This window comes from Humidesulfovibrio sp. (assembly GCF_031082295.1).
Taxonomy (GTDB): domain Bacteria; phylum Desulfobacterota; class Desulfovibrionia; order Desulfovibrionales; family Desulfovibrionaceae; genus Humidesulfovibrio.
Map to the genome: position 1 here is coordinate 15,152 of NZ_JAVHLD010000034.1, position 17,303 is coordinate 32,454.

A 17,303-nucleotide genomic window follows, 5' to 3' on the forward strand; every position below is an offset into this window, starting at 1 on the left:
ATAGCACCTGACGATAAGTTCACGCTCATGATCGTTTTTGATTTTTCCTATAAGATCAGCGTTCTCTTCGTAGATAACAAAATACCTCTGCGCAGTGGGATAAATATATAAGAATGGTTGTTTTTCGTCATGGGCATCAAGTACATTTCCGATGTTTTCAAAATAACTGTTTATGAGAAATGTTATCTCAGCAAGTAATGCTTTTCTAAAATTGCTGATTTCAAGTAGCGCGGCTTTTTCCGAATCGTTACGTGCTATCTCTGCACTTAAAAGGACTCCGCGCTCTACATGCTTGCCGCCAACCTTTGCGCCGATAAAAGCAGCCACTATTGCAGCTATTGCCGTTATATAAATGTCCATCACCTTACTGCCTCCATGTTCGTCCACAAGCCGCTGATATCGCCCTTGCGGCGGATCTTCACCATGCCTGAGAACACGGCCGTGTCCTCGAGGAACACCTCCTCGCCCGGCTTGAGCTGAATAACCGCCCCCGCCACCACGGCCTTGGCCATGAGCTTCGACCAGGCGGCTTTGTCACCCTGGGAGGCTATCTGCATGGCCCGCTCCAGCAGCTCGCGGTTATGGAAGCCGAACCACGTGCCCGGCCGAACGGTCATGCGGCCATCCGCAGCTGGTGCAGCGGTGGATGCCTGGGCCACCGGCGCCGGGATGGCCTGGAGCTTGCCCTTGTCCGGGGCGTTGCTCAACAGCATGACCACCAGAAAAAATGCGACCGCCCCGACAAGGAAGTACTGCACCCCCGCAGGCATGGCCTTCCAGCGGGCCTGAATGGCCGCCCACCCTGCCCGCTTCCCGCAATGTGGGCAGTCCTTGGCGTCGGTCGAAATCTCGCGCTTGCACTCTGGGCATGGGTACAAAGCCATGTCATTTTCTCCTGCTGAAAATGGCAACTGAACGTCAGGGGGCTTCCAAGAGAACAGGCCGTATCTGAGGTAAATGAGCTTGAGCGGCCTGTCCTGCCCGGATGCCGACGCGAATTCCGATACAAGGGTATACAATTCGGCCCGACGCCTGTCAAGTTGGGGGCTTCGACATCCTTCTGGTGTGTTGGAAACGGCGTTCTCCAGAGCCACTCCGTTGATGTACTTGTCGCCTTTGGGCTGGCTTTCGCATAAGAGGCAGGCCATGAAGAAACAAGCATCCCCGAAGCCCTACCAAGCAAGCCCAGAAGACCGCCAAGACCTCCGCGAAACGCAAGATGCCCTCGGACCGGAGTTAGCGTTGCCTGGCTAGGGGGAACGGGGCGATGTGGCACAAGAAGGTTACGCAAGAGCCATGAATGAGGAATACCCGACCGGCCATAGTCCAAACTACGTTTGGTACGCTCGGCGAGGTAGGGTCCGCGTGAGTAAGGTCTTATCGATCCAGTTCATAATTCCATTGACCATCAACGCGACAACAAAGGTTGGCAACTATGCATCTTTGGACCTCTGCCGAAGCCGCTGAATACCTAGGAATCAAAGGGGCCAACGGCGCCCGCACGGCCAAGCGCCTACTCCTGGATATGGGCGTGCGACCTTTCCCCTTGGGCCGTGGGCGTGGCCTGGGAGACCGCTGGAGACCGCAGGAGATAGAAGAGGCCTTGGACAAGCTACGGGGCAAAATCGTGCAGCCGGAGCCGCGCAGGGCGCCTTATGTCAGTATAGTGGGCCGCAGCTTAAAAGAGGTAGTTCGGGAACTAACTAACACGCGTACCGAGCCTTAGTGACCGATGCTAGAAAGACCTCGACTTTGCATCATGCCCCACATGGCTCAAGTCCACGACCACCAGATCGAACTCGTCCACATGCCCGGCGTGTTCCATAAAGCTCTTGAAGGTTTGGCCAGTGTTCAGCTCTGCGCGTTTGTCACCATACAGGCGCGCAAAGCTCTCCCCGAGCAGGATATGGCCACCAGGCAACTCTGTGTCTTTGGCGGCCAGGAACATTGGCTCGGACGCCCCCAGCACGGGAGCGACCCCAAAGGTCGGACCCTGGCGCTGGCAAAGGTAGGTTCCAGGCGTCAGGTATGCGAACGGTGGTTCCAATACCGTGTCCGGCATTTCAAAGGTGCAGCCCAGGACCGTGCGTGTGGGCTCCTCGCCCCCCACCATGCGGTCAGCCACCAGCACGCCGAGGGTTCCCTTATCGTTGCGCTCCAGGCGGTATAGATACATCTTGAGCGGTTCCATGTTGTGCTCCTGATATGCAAGACAAGTTCGCGGATCCTCTGCTCTACTTCTACCCGTTCAGTTGCCAGTAGCGGCCACCAGCAGTAAGCAGGGACTCCGTGCCAAGGGCCAGGGATTTCTTGGCCGCAAGTTCGGCCTCCATTGTGGCGCCGGGGATCTGGTTGCGCAGCTTTGTGGCCGCCACGTCGCCGCCCCAGCGGATGAGTGCGACGTCGTCATGCATAGCCTGATAGGTGTCCTCGAGCACCATAAGTGGGCTGCCCTCGGTGCTTTTGATGCCGGACGCACCATAGGCGGCTTTTTGCTTGCCCTGAAGCACCAGGGATTTTTTGCGCAGGCTCATTTCCTCAAGCGCAGCCTTATCCAGTTGGAACTGTGCCTCGCCCTCCAGGACCGCAGCATTGAGCGCGCCGACCTGGCGCTGGCTGGCCGCAGCCCGACGCCCAGCAACCATCTGCGCCGCGCCACCAACCCCCGTGGCGACTTTGAATACGTTGGTGGAGGCGTCCTTGCTGGCAAGCTTGTCCCACCAGGTCGGGGCAAGATTTTCTCGAAGGATTTTTATGTCCGTGGTTGGGTATTCTCCATGAAAGCCTCCGAGGTCGGTGACGATCAGAGAGCCCGGATTATCCCCCACGTATTCACCGGCAGCGTTCCATGGGGTATCGTTGTAAAGGGCTCCGGTGTCCTGGACAGGTACAGGCGTTTCCCAAGTCATAAGAACCTCACGTCGATGATCTGTTGTAACTGCTCAAATGCTCCAAGATTGATGCGGGCAGTTCGCATTCCTGGTCCTCGCCCGTCCTCACCCCGTCCACGTTGAAGGCCTGGCGTTCAAGGGGGATAAGCTTGGCAAGGACAGATGCCAAAGCAGAGACCATTCTGGCCGCGCGATCCAAATCCATCTGGTGCATCTTGCGTCCCTCGGCTAGGGCCTTTTCCGGAGTGTCCTGCTCTGCATCGGTCAACATCTTATCCAACCCTTCCATCAGGCGCTCACTCGCTCCGTTAAGTCGAGCGATATCTTTGCGGTGCCTGCGCACCACCTCCACCACCCGAGCCGCTGCCTCATCAACATCCCGGTCCTCCGCGCGCGCGCGCGCGATTTCGCCGTCAACACCATCGTCAACGCCGTCAACGGGATAGTGGGGCAAAAGGAGTTTTGTGCGCGCCAAAGCGGCCACCTTGGAACTCAAGTCCTGGGTCCATCCAAGGCGCTTGGCCTTCTGTTGCACGGCCTGTTTGGTGACGCCGTGCATGTGGCCAATATCTGAGAGGGACAGGACTCCTGCCCGGTACTCTAAACTGATGGCCTCCCAATCAATGGGTTTCTTCTTCATGGCAACCTCCTATTGTGCTGGCCTTGGGTGTCTCAATGAATTTTCTGATGCTGGTCCCGGAGGACTTAGTGAAGCGCTTTGCTGAACCTCATGTTCTGATCTCTTGGGTTCAGCCTCTTCCTTCTCTTCCTGTTCCGCCAGCCACTCTGCTATTCCGTCGCGCTTGCCAGGGCCCGCAGCCATTTTGAGCGTCAGCATGTCGTATTTTTCGCGCAGCTTGGCCGGGGAAAGGATGTTACTGGCCCAGCAGAACCCGGACTCGCCGCGCGGCTCATTGTCTTCCTGCACCCACGTAATAACCTTGCACATATGGTCCGGGTCGCGCTTGTCCACGCGCAACATAAGGTCCATGTGTTTGGCCCAGGTTTCTAGGTTGGGCTCTTTGAACTCAGGGAGGTTTTTGCGGATACAATTAAGCAGATATCTGGCAAGTCGGAGGTCAACTCGATCTTCGACAAGAGAAAGGTTTTCTTTCTTGTTCTTAGCTTCTTTAACTTCTTTACTTACGTGTGCCCCCTGCTTCCCCTTTGTAGACCGTTCATACTGCCCTTCGTCGTGCCCTTCGTAGTTCTTCGGCTCTTGGTAAAGGTCATAATTCAGAACTGTTACGAGCATCCCGCGTGTGCCCCTCTTAATGCTCACCATGTTGCCCTTCGTAAGCCCTTCGTAAGCCTTTCGTATTTCCTTGATAGAAGGCTTTTTTTTGCAGTATCCAACGTGCCAGGACATCTCCTCGCGCATTTCTTCGATGGAGGTACGGAACTGGCCGCGCGTTACCTTTCCGTTCCTGCGCCACTCGGCGCGCAGGAGCATCCAATCCCACAGTTTCGACCACAGCGGGGGCTTGTCCATAAGGTCGGACTCAAGCGCCTTGCGCGCTTTGAGAATGTAGCCTCCTGGGATCATGGCCATGGTCTACTCCGAGGGCACGGCCTGCTTACTGCGCTCACGCATCCACTGGACGAGGTCCGACCGTAAATAGCCGATTTTTCTTCCTAAGCGGATCTGGCGCGGCCCCAAACCCTCAGAGTCCAAGTTCGCCAGCCGCCCAGCGGAGATCAGGCCGCCCAACAGGCGGGGAATTTCGGTCCGAGCTATAACGGCTGGGAGGTCGCGCTCCAGCGTGCTGTAGACGTCTTCAAGAGGCATTGTGAGGTTCTTGCTGTCCATGCCCTACCCCTTGGCCGAAAGGCCACCAGAAGCGATACGGTCCAGCAGATTGGCAATGTCTGATGCCCTCCACGCCGTCACACGGTCGCCGATTTTGACCGCAGCGGGGAACTTACCTTGCTTCACACCGGCCCACCAACAGGACCGCGACACTCCGACAAGTTCCAGGACACGGCCGATACGGAGGAGTGCTTTTTCTTCGAGCTTTGACATTGTGGCTCCTTTGCCTGGGACGGGAAACGGACCGATCCGTAGCCTTCCTAGGTCTTAATAGGACTCCAGTAGCGTTGATCCTAAAATTGTTGTCAAGGGGTCGTCAGGAGTAGGAACCGGAAAAGTGAAGTTTTGTGGAAACGGGTTGATGCTAGACCAGGTCACCAGGGTAGCGGTTTTGCCGAACGGTTCATGAGGGCACGCAGAGGCCTTGGAAATCAATCACATCGCGTCCGTCTTACTTGAACAAGATTGAGTCCGTGCCCGTGGGCTGATCGCTATTTCCCTCATCCTCACCAGGCATGTCTGCGAACAATGCCCCCCAAACGCGGGAGGCCTTCCAAGCCATACGCCGTGTTTGGATGGACAACCCCTCAAGGGCAGCTGGCGAAAGGGGTACTCCGCGTTCGCAGGAGGATTTTAAAACCTCGGAAAGAAAAAACAGCGTGCACGTGAGTTCCTCAGCATCCCCGTATGCTTGCCGTTTCTGATCAGTCACGGCTGGCCCCAACCGCTTCTTCAAATAGTTCTTGGGCAGTGCAACGGGCCGCAGCGGTCAAAATTTCAAGAACTGTGGCAATGTCCAGCGCGCGCACCTGGTGTCCTTCGCCTGACAAATCATCCCCTTCCAAAAGGCGCTGGAAAGCCTGCACAGGCATTAATGCCTCATCAAGGATGCTCTCAATCTGGTTGGGGAGAAGTGCGCCTGTGGATACCTCGGCATCCGTTGCCCTGGGCAGTGGTGTGAGGTTGGCCTTGCGGCCTTGCCCCGTAGTGCATATTTCCTGGTCACCCATGATCGCACCTCCATGCGGTTATGGTAGGCCTCGGACGGTGTTGCAACCACCTGCCGGGGCCGTTCTATTCACGGCTCTGCCCATAGCGGGCAGAGCTTCGCTTCATCATTCTCCCTCTGTCCTCCTGCGCAGTTCGAGCACCTTGCCATTAGTTGGCTTCAAACGGCGCTCAAGGGTCGTCAGTGCTGCGCGCTGGGCATCTTCGTTGGCATGGATGTAGCGTGCGGCCATCGCTACGTGTCGCCAGCCCATGAAGGACATGAGGGAGCGGATGTCGAGCACTTGGGCCAGCTCCGTGGCCGTGGTGTGCCGCAGGGAATGGAAACTCACCCGGTCGCGTGGACCGCGACCATCGTTGAACTTCAGTTCGCGAACAACAGAAAGAAACACACCAGGTACGGCAGACCATGCCTTGTCGCGCTCGTTCAAGAATACCCAAGAATCGGCGGCAGGTTTCTCACCCGCCTTCATCCCCATTTCCTCCAGCATGCTCTCGAACATTTGCACAAGCGGCTCAGCAAGGGGCACAGGTCGAGTGTCCTTATTCTTTGTGTCAACAAAACGCACTATTGCAGCATCGAGATCCACAGCGCCCCAACGAAGCCCAAGCGCCTCGAACAGGCGGCATCCCGTTAACATGGCAAAGTGCACCAGCCTCCATGTGCGATGATCTCTCTGGGCCAGTGCGTTGAGGAGCATTTCTTTTTCGGTGGGAGTCAGCACTCGCTGGCGGCGGTTGTTCAAGGGCGCCGTGGCGCCGATTTGTTTGCCACTGGGAACTTGGACGGGCAGGCCCCTGTCTTGAGCATGGCGCAGGACTCGACGTAGTGTTCCGGCAATGTATTCTCGGCTCCGCTGGCTCAGGCCAGCCTTGTGCAGGGTCTGCATAAGCCCATCCCACTGCGTCATGCCAATGCCGACTAGGGGGACCTCGCCAAGTTCAGGGGCCAACCAGCGGCGAAAGTGCTGCTCTTCTTTCGCCCAGGAGCATTGCTTTTTGGTCCGCTGCGCATGAGGGAAAAAATCCGAGGCCCAGTAGTTGGCCAAGGTCACTTCTTGGCGAGTCTTGGCGGCCTGTGCCTCCTTGGCGACCTTGGCCTTGCTCTGCTCGGCTTCGCGCATCTCGCGCAGGGACTGCGGCCCGGCGCCAGAACGCCAGTTTTTCCGCAGGGTCTCCATAAGGTCTTCGGCTTCGCCCTGGGTATGCCCGTCGCTGGCCCAACCAATAGCCTCGCTCGAGGTCTTCCCGCCGCGCTTGTAGGTGAGCATGTAATATCGGTCCGGGCGCTTGTTGTGCCGCCGGGTCTCATGTTCCAGGTAGCGGACACCCTTTGAGCAGTTCACCCACTTCGCCATGCTCCCCCCCCCATTCCGTGCAACCATTGTGCAACCTATTACCGTGACTTTGCGTCCACCAAGCGTGTGCCTACGTGATGGGTATATGCCCATCTGCCAACGGAAATCAATGGTTTTCGTGGGGCGGTGTTGGGAAACGTGAATGATATTTGTAGGGACTGAAAATCCCCGTGTGGGGAGTTCAATTCTCTCCCTCGGCACCAGAAAAATCAACCCCTTACGATGGAAGTCGTAAGGGGTTTTTCGTTGTGGGCGGAGGAGTCCCAAGCCTCTACCGAAGCCGTTGGATGAGGCGGAACACTCAGGGCGAAATGCTTGCGCGACAGTGAATGACGCCTTTGCAAGCGCATAGGCCATGGCTTCAATACCCTTCGACTCCACCAAAATCGTTGGATTCAATAATGCGAGAGCCAGTTTCGTTTTATGACCCTAAACAACCCGGCCTCAGCCGCAGATCAAGCATTTCTTCATTCGCCTTGAAACGGAAGGGTATTTATGAAATGGTTTGTATTGCAGGCTGAGACATTCGCGGGAAGATGAGCCCCCATGGACCGATGCATTCATTTGAAGGTATCTCGAGAACCTGCTCATTGGCTTGCAGCCATCACGAGTTTAAGCGGAATAGTGTTCTTCCGCCGTGGGACTGTGACCTGTATTCCGAAACCTGGACCCAAAAATGGGTGAGGCTCTGTTCGACTGGCTCGACGAGGTCCTGGCATAACCACAGGGAGACAATACATGAAGAGTTTGGCTGCGTTCCGTCTCGTACCGTTCCTGGTTCTGGCTCTGGCCCTGCCCCTATGGGCTGCAGAGATGAAACCGGACAAGCCCGCCGACTTCGACATGCACGCGCCTTATGTCCGCTACCATTTCCAGGACAACGACATGGACTTTACCTTCGGCTCGGTGGTGCTTGGCAGCGCCACCAATGGAGGAGTGGAGATCGGCGAGGCCTTCGCCGTGGCCGCGCGCATCAAGGATGGCGACGCAGCCAGTTGGCAGCAGGAGTGGCTCAAGATGGCCGGGCTGGTCGAGGAGCGCGGCGAGAAGTCGCTCTCCGGCGGCCACAAGGTCAGCGCCATGCGCCAGTTCATGCGCGCCTCCAACTACTACCGCTTCGGGCTGCTGGCCATGATGCCCGATGACCCGCGCCTGCCCAAGGCCGCCAACAAGAGCCGTGAGCTCATGCGCAAGGCCGGCAAGCTCATGGACCCGCCCCTGGAGTACTTCGAGGTGCCCTTCGAGGGCACGGTGCTGCCCTGCTACTTCCGCGCTGCCAAGGCTGACGGCAAGCCGCGCAAGACACTGCTGATGCTGGGCGGCGGGGAGACCTTCGCCGAGGACCTTATCTTCTACATCATGCCCCAGGCCCTGGAGCGCGGCTACAACTTCATCACCGCCGACCTGCCAGGCCAAGGCATCATGCCGCTTCAGGGCAAGTACTTCCGGGCGGAGATGCACAAGCCCGTAATGGCCATCGTGGACAAAATCATCACCCGCAAGGAGATCGACAAGAAGCGTCTGGCTGTTTACGGCATCAGTGGCGGCGGCGGCTTCGCCCCGCAGGCGGCCCAGCACGACGCGCGCCTGAAGGCCGTGGTTGTGAACAGCTGCGTGGTGGACGCCCATCCGCTGTTCGCCTCCATGACCCCGGTGACCACCGCCACGGCGGAGAAGATGGCCACCTGGAAGAGCTTCCACGCCAACACCGTCAAGGGCGTGGCCTGGCGCTGGAACGTGCCCATGGACAACATCCCCGGCCTCGTGGATGCCAACAAGGGCTTCGCCTTCACCCCCTCCAAGCTCACCGTGCCGCTCCTCTCCGTGGTGGGCGAGGGCGAGTACAACGGCGGGGCCGAGGTCAAGCGCCAGCAGAAGCTGTGCATCGACGGGGTGGCCAACGCCAACAAGAGGCTCATCGTGACCCCGCTTGTGGAGGGGGCCTCCAACCACTGCATTATGGAGAACCGCAGCGTCATGGCCCAGGAGGTCTTCGACTGGCTGGACAGCGCCTTGAAGTAGCCGGAAGCGGGCCGGATCGGGAGAGGGTTCCTTCCGCCTGAATTCTGCAGGAGACACGATGAAGAGTCCTAGCCCGCCCGCTTCTCTCGGCTCGTCTCTCCCTGGGCACCAGAGAAATCAACCCCTTACGACGGAAATCGTAAGGGGTTTTTCGTTGCGGGGTGCGTGTGTCGACCGACGCTTCTGAAGCGCCGCGCCATCAATGCGTCTGCCAGGTCCGAAGGCCTGCGCCACGGCCTGCACAGCGCTTCATCGCGGAAGAGAGCACCCGCAGAAGCGTGCGCCAGCGGGTCCGCGCGCCATGCTTTGGCGGGCAGGGGCATCAGGAAGAGCGGTTGCACATGCTGGTTGCACAAGTCGCCTTGCACATTTGTGCAGGTGACTGCACTTGCACGTGTCTGTGGCTGGTGGTTTTGCCAAGGTGAAACGCATAACCTGCTGTATTTACAGAAATGACTAGTGTTGGCACGCAAGGTGCTCAAGACAAGTCAAGCAAAGCGCGCGCCCTGGGCCACGGAGACGAACACCCCTCCTCCTCCCCACCCCAGCCCCAAGCCGGTCCATGGCGTAGCGAAAGCTCGATCACCTTCCTCCTCCCCCGAAAAAGGGCCGCTGCAACCGGCCCTTTTTCCATTTGCGCCACCAGCCAAAACCCGCCCCTGACCCCTCCCGCCCGGAAACCCTGTCAAGAGGGAATTTTTGTCCTTTTACCGGCCAAAAACCGTCCAAAAATGTCCGGGCCGCAAACCCGGTGTATACTCCCGGCAAGGTCCGGGCATGGTGCCTGGGCCGCAAACCCCCAAGGAGGAACGCCATGGGCGGAGGACCGGCTGTAGGCTTCATTCCACTCGTCAAGGACATTCTCTTCAACGTGGCGACCAGCACCCTGACAGGGGCGGCCCTGGGCGCCATCAACGACAGCTCCAGGCCGTCTTCAAGCTCCGGCGACCAGGCCGCAAGCGAGGCCCAGGCCGCTGCCCGGGCCGCGGAGCAGCAGGCGGAGCAGAACGCAGAGCTGCGCCGCCGCGAGGACCGTCAGCGCAGGCAGGCCGAGCTTCTCGACCAGGCCAAAACCCAGCAGCGCCAGGCGCTGAGCTCGCAGAACGCCCTGGCCCAGACCCTGGGCGCCCCCGCCACAGCCACCAGTCAGCTCAAGGAGAAGCTCGGACAATGAAAAAGCGCGCCACCACCCCCGAAACCAACGCGCCCCAGGCCTGCCCGCAGATCGTCAGCGACGTGCTCGCCCGTTTGGGCGGCATGGACGCCGCCCGCAGCCGCTGGCTGCCCCTGTGGACCGAGCTGGCGGCCCAGATCATGCCGCGCAAGTCCCCGGCCCTGGGCCAGCAGGGCCAGCCCGGCCAGGCCGACGACAGCGCCGTGTTCGACTCCACCCCGGCCCACAGCCTGGAGCTGCTGGCCTCGGCCCTGGGCGGGCTCTTGACCAACCCCGCGCTCCCCTGGTTCGACCTGCGGCTCTCCCGCGGGGGGCCGGACGACGAGGGCGTGCGACGCTTCCTGGCCGAGGCCCGCGACCGCCTGCTGTCCGTGTTCAACGCCGAGGCCACCGGCTTCCAGACCTGCGTGCACGAGCTCTACCTCGACCTCTGCCTGTTCGGCACCGCCTGCATGCACGTGGAGGCCGACCCCGACTGCGTGGTGCGCTTCAACGCCCGGCCCGTGGGCGAGGTGCTCCTGGCCGAGGACGCGCGCGGCGTGGTCGACACCGTGCTGCGCAAATACACCCTCACCGCCCGCCAGGCCCACCAGCAGTGGGGGCAGGACTGCTCGCCCGACGCGCGGCGCCTGGCCGAGGAAAACCCCGACGCCGTGGTGGAGATCATCCACGCCGTGTTCCCCAGGGCCGACCGCGACCCGCAAAGCCCGGCCTGCCGCAACTTCCCCTATGCCAGCGTCTACGTGGAGGCCGCCACCAGCCACCTGCTGCAGGAGTCCGGCTACCTCGAAATGCCCTACATGTGCCCGCGCTGGGCCAAGGCCCCCGGCGAGGCCTACGGGCGCGGACCCGGCCTCACCGCGCTCTCCGACGTGCGCGTGCTGAACGCCATGAGCCGCACCGCCCTCATGGCCGCGGAAAAGATGTCCGACCCGCCGCTCATGGTGCCCGACGACGGCTTCCTCGGCCCCATCCACTCCGGCCCGGGCGGCCTGTCCTACTACCGCGCCGGTTCCAGCGACCGCATCGAGTCCCTGCCCGTGCGCGTCGACCTCGCCGCCATCGAGGCCATGACCGAGCGCCGCCGCCAGAGCATCCGGCGCATCTTCCTGGCCGACCAGCTCACCCCCGAGGCCGCCAACGCCACAGCAACCGAGGCGCTCATCCGCCAGAACGAGAAGATGCGCGTGCTCGGGCCGACCCTCGGGCGCATGCAGACCGAGTTCCTGGCCCCGCTCATCGAGCGCGTGTTCAACATCATGCTGCGCGAGGGCGACCTGCCGCCCTGGCCCGCAAACCTGCCCCAGGGCTCCGTCCACGTGGACTACGCCTCGCCCATCTCCCGCGCCCAGCGCCAGGCGGAGGCCGACAACCTGGGCCAGGCCGTGCGCTACCTCGCGCCGCTCCTCGGCCAGGGCGACCCCTTCCACGTGCTCGACAACTTCGAGCCCGACGCCATCGCCCGCCACGCCGCCAGCCTGTTCGGACTGCCGCCGGACTACCTGCGGCCCGCCGAGGCCGTGCAACAGGTGCGGCAGGCCAGGCAGGTGCAGAAATAGGAAAAGATGCTCCGCAGGCCGGGGGGAATGATTCCCCCCGAACCCCCTCAAGGGCACGCGACGGGTTTCCGGCAAAGCTCCACTTTGCCGGAAACCCGTCGCCATATGGGGTGTCCAGGGGGCCTCAGGCCCTTTGGCGGGGTTCCAGGGGCGGCGCCCCTGGGATTGAAACCGTGCAGGAGGTGTTCTATGGTTTCGTATCTGGAAGGTGATAGCGACGAGGCGAACACCGCTTACGGCCACTACACCGGCCCGCGCGGCGGTTGGGCCTCGTTTGTGGACGGCGGCTATGGCGTGTTCGGTGGCGGCGACTTCGGCGGTGGCGGGGCCACCAGCGAACTCCCCGCGCGCAAGCTGGCCGGGGCCGACAGCGAGCGCACTGACGAGCCCGCCAGCCTGCTCTCGGCCACGCCGGAGCACCTGGAAAGGATGGGCGGCTTCGGCGAGGCCGTGAGCAAGGGCGCGGCAGGCGCTGGCGAGGCGCTCTCGCAAACCTGGGACGCCCTGACAACCAACAAGGACCTGCACAAGGGCGTGGAGTTCGGGATCAAGGCGGCGGGGGAGGTCACGAAGGATGTGGCCTGGGAAGCGGGAAAGGATGCGGCAAAGGCTTTGGGTGGTTACTGGTTCAAAAATATTGGGAAAGACCCAAAATTGACGGCCCCCCTTGGCACTGCTGCTGGTCTGATATTTAAGGGTGTTAAGCTTTATGACAGAGCTCCAGGCTGGGGCCAAGATATTGGTGATAGGCTCTACAAGATCAAGGAAGACATTTACTCAAAGGAATAGGCATGGTTGAAGACGTTCGGATTGTTATCGCCGGGCTGTACGCGATGCTGATGTCCGTGGACTCCTTCATGGCGTTGAGCGGGCGGTATGCGTGTGTCGATATCGTATGGAATGTCTTTCCGTACTTTGAAGACAATCGAGCAATACAGGCCTGCATATGGGGCGTTGGCCACATCTGCATAGCCTACGCTTCCATACATGAGTACTTCTACCTTTTCGGTTTGCTGTACATCGCAATGTGCTCTGCGGGCGCTCTTGCAGTCAAAAGGCTATGGCGCGTTTTGCGGCCATAGCCCGCGCAACCCGACTAACCCCCGCTGGGGCTTTCGGCCACGCGCCGGGAGCCCCGGTTTTCATCAGGCGCGGCAGGCGCTGGCGAGGCGCTCTCGCAAACCTGGGACGCCCTGACAACCAACAAGGACCTGCACAAGGGCGTGGAGTTCGGGGCCAAGGCGGCGTGGGAGGTCACGAAGGATGTGGCCGGAATCGTTGCCGAGGATACAGCGTGGAACATCGCAACCGCCGTGGGCGAGAAGGCCGCATCTTTCATGGGCCTTCATTCCTTGGCGAATGTCTTGGGGAACCCAATGATCATGTCCCCTCTCGAGAAAGCAAACTCTCTGCGACGGGCCAGGGATATGGTGAATGGTGGCGCCCAACGCGATGCCGAAGATTTGGGCCACCGCATTGATGACGTGTACCTGAATGTCTACGGCAGGAGGCGATAAATGGATATGGACAAGGTTGTTTGGGCGCTCTTCTGGCTGTTGACATCTGCTTATGGATTCGTGGCATACATGTGGCTGGCAACGCTCTGGCGTAAACATGGCGACAAGGGTAATGCGACTTTCCCTTGGTACCAGATGTTCGTCGCTGCAGGGTACTACCTTTTGCTAAGTCCAAACACAGGCGGGATTTCTCCATTCCCGAACGAGCAATGCCATGCTCTTGGCATTGAATGCGTGTATCATATGGGCAATCGCCATCAAGCTCGGTCTGGACTGGCGGAAGGCCCGCCGCGCCAAGCCCGCGCAACCCGACTAACCCCCGCCCGGGCCGCCTGCGCCCCGCGCTGCGAGTCCCCGCCCGCTTTAGCCTTTGACGCCCGCCCCCGAATGCCGTAAACGAGCCACAAAATCCCGCGCCCTGCTTTGGCCGGGGGTCAACAAAAACAGCTAGTTGAGGTTCACGCATGACAAAGCTCGCGACCCTGCCAGGAGATGATGTCCGCCAGATCATGTGGCGCTACACCGACCGCTACGACCTGCAGATGGTGGTCCAGTCCGCGCGCGGCGTTGCCCGCGGCCACGTTGCCCGCATGGTGGCCGACGGCGTGCGCAACACCCACGAATGGACCGACCGCAAGCAGTCCCTCCTGGACGCCTTCGACGCCTCGGGCCTCACCGGCCTGTACATGGACACCTCCCAGGGCGGCTACATCGACGGCCCCAAGAATTTCGCCCTGGCGCTCACCACCTTCGAGCTGTCCTGGGTCGACGCCGGCGCCGCCACCTGCGGCCTGGCCAACAACCTGGCCCTGGCGCCCATCCACGAAAAAGGCACGCCAGAGCAGCGCCAGCGCTACATGAGCCTGTCCTGCCCCGGCGAGGGCCACCCCACCTGGCGCGGCGCCTTCGCCCTCACCGAGCCCCTGCCCTTCGTCGGCGTGGACACCGGCATGCTGGGCAGCAAGGTGCGCGTGGCCGAGTGGAAGGACGGCAGTGAGCCCATGCTCCAGGTGGACAAGCGCGGCCGCTTCATCACCAACATGGACTTCGCCAACTTCGTCACCGCCGCCGTCGTCAGCGACGACCCGCGCATCAAGGGCTCCTGCATGATCATCCTTGAGGAGGGCGACCCCGGCGTGTTCGACCGCGGCGCGCCCACGCTCAAGATGGTCCACCAGCTCTCCAGCACCCGCGACCCGGTCTTGAGCCTCACGGTTCCGGCCAGCCGCATCATCGGCGGCTACACCGTCGTCGACGGCGTCATCGTGCCCAAGTACAGCCACGCCGAGATCATCGGCGCGGTGTTCCACCGCACGCGCATCCCCGTGGGCGTCATGAGCTCCGCCAAGCTGCTCTCCGCCGTGGAGCCGGTCATCCGCTACCATCGCGGCCGCTTCCGTGGCGGCGAGGCCGTTCCCGGCACCCCGCGCTTCGACCAGGGCCTGCAGATGAAGGAAGACGCCGTCCAGCGCCTGGCCGACATCTGGGCCGCGGGCGAGGCGGGCACCTCGCTCGGGTTCGATGCCGCGCGCAAGGCCGACCTGTTCGACCCCATCGAGCGCGCCAAGGAGCAGCTCTTCCACGAGCAGGGCGTCACCGGCCCCCGCGCCCAGATGAGCGCGCTGAAGAAGATCGAGCCCGCCGCCAAGGAGTTCCTGCGCCTGTCCTTCATGACCCCCGCCGAGCGCGAGGCCATGTTCGAGGAGGACCGCTACCAGGAGCTGCTGAACGACACCCTGGTGCAGTACGCGGTCATGGACGCCGAGGGCAACGTCATCATCCCGGCCTGCAAGCTGTGGAACACCGGCCACGGCGCCACCATGATGCGCGAGGCCGTGGCCCTGGTGGGCGGCTACGGCGTCACCGAGGACTGCCCGGGCTTCCTGTTCCAGAAATGGACCGACTGCCAGCTGGAAGCCACCTACGAAGGACCCGAGGTCGTGCAGCGCCGCCACCTGGTGGCCACCATGACCAACCCGCTGTTCCTCGAGCTCATGGCCCACTGGGTCGACGAGCTGGACAAGCTGGCCGCGAGCTGGCCCGCCTGCGGCTCCCGCGCCCTGGCCCAGGCCATGCGCATGTGGCTGTGGACCCTTGAACACCTCCAGGCCAACAAGGACGACGACGGCAAGAAGCTGTTCAACAGCAACCGCCACGGCGTTACCTTCCCCATGGCCGACGCCCTGGCGTGGCTGGTGGCCGCCCGCTGCTTCATCGCCGACGTGGTGGAGCTGAAGAAGAAAGGCCCGGAGAACCCGGTGGTGGCCGAGGGCCTGGACGGACTCCTGTCCTTCTACGCCGACCTGACCCGCATCCAGGCCGCGCGCACCGCGGGCGAGATCGCCCGCATCTGCGGCGAGCTGGTCTACGGCTACACCCGCACCTCCAACTCCCAGGCCGCCGACATGTTCGAACTGCTGCGCCAGCAGCTCGACACCGCCCTGGTGGGCGCGCGCTTCGCCCGCGACCGCGCAGGCGAGGCCCTGGCCGGAGTCATGATCCCGGAAGCGCTCGACTACCCGATGTAAGAAGAAGCCAGGGGCTCCGCCCCCGGCACCCCCGCCAAAGGGCCTGAGGCCCTCTGGACTCCCCGGTACGCCAAAGGTTCCTGTCGACGCAAAGCCGTCTTCAGGAACCTTTCACTTTTGGCGTGGTCAGGGAATCATGGAGGGGGTGGGAGCTTGCCATGACGTGCAGGCTGAACATGGGAAACGGCGCGGCGCAAGGGTCGGACAACATGCTTGCCGCCGCCTGCTGCGGATTGGTGTGAAGTGTGCCGGGGCGTTGCGCTAGGGGACTTCCTGGAAGTGCCCATGTTCGTGCGGTTCGCCCTCATGGCCGGGGTGCGCGTGGTCGTGGTGGGCGAACTCCGGCATCTGTTCGTGGCCGTGTTCCAGGTCGTCGCCCTCATGCCCGTGCAGATGCAGGTGCACGTGGGGGTGCTTGTGGCTGTGGGCGTGGGCGTGCGGGTGGGAGTGCGCCGCGCGGCCGGGATGGGTGTGGCTGTGCTCGTGTTCGTGGGTGTGCTCATGGGCATGCTCGTGCACATGCTCCAGGCTGGGCTCAAGGTCGTCCTTCATGGCCGTGCTCCTTGTGGCGTGTGGAAGACAAGATGCCGCCTGACCTCTCCTGTCAAGATAAGTCCGCCGCGCCCCGCAGCCTAGCCCGCACGGAATATTTCTTCATGCGCGCTCCGGGCGCGCATCCGGCCAGGGCATGGCACTCCGCGCCTGATGAAAACCGGGGCTCCCGGCGCGTGGCCGAAAGCCCCGGCGGGGGTTAGTCGGGTTGCGTGGGCTTGGCGCGGCGGGTTTTCAACCAGTCCAGTCCGAGCTTGATGGCAGCGGCCCAAGCGAAGACCGCGATAATGATAAGATACAAGATGGTTGTTCTCACCCTTGAACCTGTTGTGAGTCCGGCAACCAGAAACGTGCCGACCGCTGCGGCATGAACCCACGCCCAGTATGTGGGGAAACGACCCGTCTCGGCCCACATGCGCCGAATGATCGTCATGGAGACAACAAGGACGGCGGGTAAAGAAATCCAGACAATGATGGCTGCGCAGAGTAGATATCTGGAATCGTCCATCAGCGTTTTCTCCCGTAAACGTCCTCGTATACTGAGTCGATGCGTCGGCCCAAGTCTTTGGCATCGCGCTCTTGCCCTCCGCCCCAGACGTCTTCAACCGTTCGCTTCATGCCCCAGATTTTATTCAGCGGCAATGTTATGGCAGGGTTGCCAGCAAGGTTTGCAACCCGATCAAGGCCAAGCCGCTTAGCCCCTTCAGACAACCCTACGTCCCAGGTGTTGTAGACCGTGTCTTTGAGCACGGTCCAGGCCACATCCTTCGTGACCTCCCCGGCTGCCTTGGCCCCGAACTCCACGCCCTTGTGCAGGTCCTTGTTGGTGGTCAGGGCGTCCCAGGTTTGCGAGAGCGCCTCGCCAGCGCCTGCCGCGCCCTTGC

Annotated in this window: 18 protein-coding genes; 6 read left to right on the plus strand and 12 right to left on the minus strand. The window is 61.6% G+C overall.

All coding sequences use genetic code 11. The features are described from left to right. The 10 genes from RDU24_RS13685 to RDU24_RS13730 all read right to left on the minus strand — a co-directional run. Positions 1-360, minus strand: a 360-nt coding sequence (locus tag RDU24_RS13685) for a hypothetical protein (protein ID WP_308736333.1), incomplete at its 3' end; no start/stop codon positions are given. Next, positions 360-884: a hypothetical protein gene (locus tag RDU24_RS13690; protein WP_308736334.1), complete on the minus strand. Its 525-nt coding sequence runs from the start codon at positions 882-884 to the stop codon at positions 360-362. The genes RDU24_RS13690 and RDU24_RS13685, both read right to left, overlap by 1 nt. A gap of 851 nt (positions 885-1,735) precedes the next feature. Next, positions 1,736-2,191, minus strand: a complete 456-nt coding sequence (locus tag RDU24_RS13695) for a hypothetical protein (RefSeq protein WP_308736335.1) — start codon at positions 2,189-2,191, stop codon at positions 1,736-1,738. A 49-nt stretch (positions 2,192-2,240) separates the two neighbouring features. Beyond that, positions 2,241-2,909: a hypothetical protein gene (locus RDU24_RS13700; RefSeq protein ID WP_308736336.1), complete on the minus strand. Its 669-nt coding sequence runs from the start codon at positions 2,907-2,909 to the stop codon at positions 2,241-2,243. Between the two features lie 7 nt (positions 2,910-2,916). Continuing rightward, positions 2,917-3,531 carry a hypothetical protein gene (locus RDU24_RS13705; protein WP_308736337.1) on the minus strand — a complete coding sequence of 205 codons (615 nt, stop codon included), beginning with the start codon at positions 3,529-3,531 and terminating at the stop codon, positions 2,917-2,919. A 9-nt stretch (positions 3,532-3,540) separates the two neighbouring features. Next, a complete protein-coding gene (locus RDU24_RS13710) occupies positions 3,541-4,443 on the minus strand; it encodes a hypothetical protein (RefSeq protein WP_308736338.1) in 903 nt (300 codons plus the stop codon). A 3-nt stretch (positions 4,444-4,446) separates the two neighbouring features. Further along, positions 4,447-4,701: a hypothetical protein gene (locus RDU24_RS13715; RefSeq protein ID WP_308736339.1), complete on the minus strand. Its 255-nt coding sequence runs from the start codon at positions 4,699-4,701 to the stop codon at positions 4,447-4,449. Between the two features lie 3 nt (positions 4,702-4,704). Continuing rightward, a complete protein-coding gene (locus RDU24_RS13720) occupies positions 4,705-4,914 on the minus strand; it encodes a helix-turn-helix transcriptional regulator (protein ID WP_308736340.1) in 210 nt (69 codons plus the stop codon). Positions 4,915-5,405: 491 nt separating this feature from the next. Beyond that, on the minus strand, positions 5,406-5,711 hold the full coding sequence (locus RDU24_RS13725; RefSeq protein ID WP_308736341.1) for a hypothetical protein: 306 nt from the start codon (positions 5,709-5,711) through the stop codon (positions 5,406-5,408). Positions 5,712-5,816: 105 nt separating this feature from the next. Beyond that, positions 5,817-7,067: a tyrosine-type recombinase/integrase gene (locus tag RDU24_RS13730; RefSeq protein ID WP_308736342.1), complete on the minus strand. Its 1,251-nt coding sequence runs from the start codon at positions 7,065-7,067 to the stop codon at positions 5,817-5,819. Positions 7,068-7,805: 738 nt separating this feature from the next. Between RDU24_RS13730 and RDU24_RS13735 the strand changes: the two genes are divergently transcribed. From RDU24_RS13735 to RDU24_RS13760, 6 genes are all read left to right on the plus strand, one after another. Continuing rightward, positions 7,806-9,089 (plus strand): alpha/beta hydrolase family protein, encoded by a 1,284-nt coding sequence (locus RDU24_RS13735; protein WP_308736343.1) that lies wholly within the window; start codon positions 7,806-7,808, stop codon positions 9,087-9,089. An 814-nt stretch (positions 9,090-9,903) separates the two neighbouring features. Then, positions 9,904-10,263 carry a hypothetical protein gene (locus RDU24_RS13740; RefSeq protein WP_308736344.1) on the plus strand — a complete coding sequence of 120 codons (360 nt, stop codon included), beginning with the start codon at positions 9,904-9,906 and terminating at the stop codon, positions 10,261-10,263. Continuing rightward, on the plus strand, positions 10,260-11,822 hold the full coding sequence (locus RDU24_RS13745) for a portal protein (protein ID WP_308736345.1): 1,563 nt from the start codon (positions 10,260-10,262) through the stop codon (positions 11,820-11,822). The genes RDU24_RS13740 and RDU24_RS13745 overlap by 4 nt, the downstream gene beginning before the upstream one ends. Before the next feature lie 189 nt (positions 11,823-12,011). After that, complete coding sequence (locus tag RDU24_RS13750) at positions 12,012-12,611, plus strand: hypothetical protein (protein ID WP_308736346.1); 600 nt, start codon at positions 12,012-12,014, stop codon at positions 12,609-12,611. 1,192 nt (positions 12,612-13,803) lie between these two features. Continuing rightward, positions 13,804-15,867, plus strand: a complete 2,064-nt coding sequence (locus tag RDU24_RS13755) for an acyl-CoA dehydrogenase family protein (RefSeq protein WP_308736347.1) — start codon at positions 13,804-13,806, stop codon at positions 15,865-15,867. A gap of 285 nt (positions 15,868-16,152) precedes the next feature. Next, complete coding sequence (locus RDU24_RS13760) at positions 16,153-16,503, plus strand: hypothetical protein (protein WP_308736348.1); 351 nt, start codon at positions 16,153-16,155, stop codon at positions 16,501-16,503. Positions 16,504-16,618: 115 nt separating this feature from the next. Here the strand turns inward: RDU24_RS13760 and RDU24_RS13765 are convergent, their stop codons facing one another. After that, on the minus strand, positions 16,619-16,927 hold the full coding sequence (locus RDU24_RS13765; protein WP_308736349.1) for a hypothetical protein: 309 nt from the start codon (positions 16,925-16,927) through the stop codon (positions 16,619-16,621). Further along, on the minus strand, positions 16,927-17,303 hold a 377-nt coding region (locus tag RDU24_RS13770), incomplete at its 5' end, for a hypothetical protein (protein ID WP_308736350.1). The genes RDU24_RS13765 and RDU24_RS13770, both read right to left, overlap by 1 nt.

Bases quoted from the DNA above. Each gene is read 5' to 3' on its own strand.
- RDU24_RS13690 (WP_308736334.1), bottom strand. From the start codon at position 884: ATGGCTTTGTACCCATGCCCAGAGTGCAAGCGCGAGATTTCGACCGAC.
- RDU24_RS13695 (WP_308736335.1), bottom strand. From the start codon at position 2,191: ATGGAACCGCTCAAGATGTATCTATACCGCCTGGAGCGCAACGATAAG.
- RDU24_RS13700 (WP_308736336.1), bottom strand. From the start codon at position 2,909: ATGACTTGGGAAACGCCTGTACCTGTCCAGGACACCGGAGCCCTTTAC.
- RDU24_RS13705 (WP_308736337.1), bottom strand. From the start codon at position 3,531: ATGAAGAAGAAACCCATTGATTGGGAGGCCATCAGTTTAGAGTACCGG.
- RDU24_RS13710 (WP_308736338.1), bottom strand. From the start codon at position 4,443: ATGGCCATGATCCCAGGAGGCTACATTCTCAAAGCGCGCAAGGCGCTT.
- RDU24_RS13715 (WP_308736339.1), bottom strand. From the start codon at position 4,701: ATGGACAGCAAGAACCTCACAATGCCTCTTGAAGACGTCTACAGCACG.
- RDU24_RS13720 (WP_308736340.1), bottom strand. From the start codon at position 4,914: ATGTCAAAGCTCGAAGAAAAAGCACTCCTCCGTATCGGCCGTGTCCTG.
- RDU24_RS13725 (WP_308736341.1), bottom strand. From the start codon at position 5,711: ATGGGTGACCAGGAAATATGCACTACGGGGCAAGGCCGCAAGGCCAAC.
- RDU24_RS13730 (WP_308736342.1), bottom strand. From the start codon at position 7,067: ATGGCGAAGTGGGTGAACTGCTCAAAGGGTGTCCGCTACCTGGAACAT.
- RDU24_RS13735 (WP_308736343.1), top strand. From the start codon at position 7,806: ATGAAGAGTTTGGCTGCGTTCCGTCTCGTACCGTTCCTGGTTCTGGCT.
- RDU24_RS13740 (WP_308736344.1), top strand. From the start codon at position 9,904: ATGGGCGGAGGACCGGCTGTAGGCTTCATTCCACTCGTCAAGGACATT.
- RDU24_RS13745 (WP_308736345.1), top strand. From the start codon at position 10,260: ATGAAAAAGCGCGCCACCACCCCCGAAACCAACGCGCCCCAGGCCTGC.
- RDU24_RS13750 (WP_308736346.1), top strand. From the start codon at position 12,012: ATGGTTTCGTATCTGGAAGGTGATAGCGACGAGGCGAACACCGCTTAC.
- RDU24_RS13755 (WP_308736347.1), top strand. From the start codon at position 13,804: ATGACAAAGCTCGCGACCCTGCCAGGAGATGATGTCCGCCAGATCATG.
- RDU24_RS13760 (WP_308736348.1), top strand. From the start codon at position 16,153: ATGTTCGTGCGGTTCGCCCTCATGGCCGGGGTGCGCGTGGTCGTGGTG.
- RDU24_RS13765 (WP_308736349.1), bottom strand. From the start codon at position 16,927: ATGGACGATTCCAGATATCTACTCTGCGCAGCCATCATTGTCTGGATT.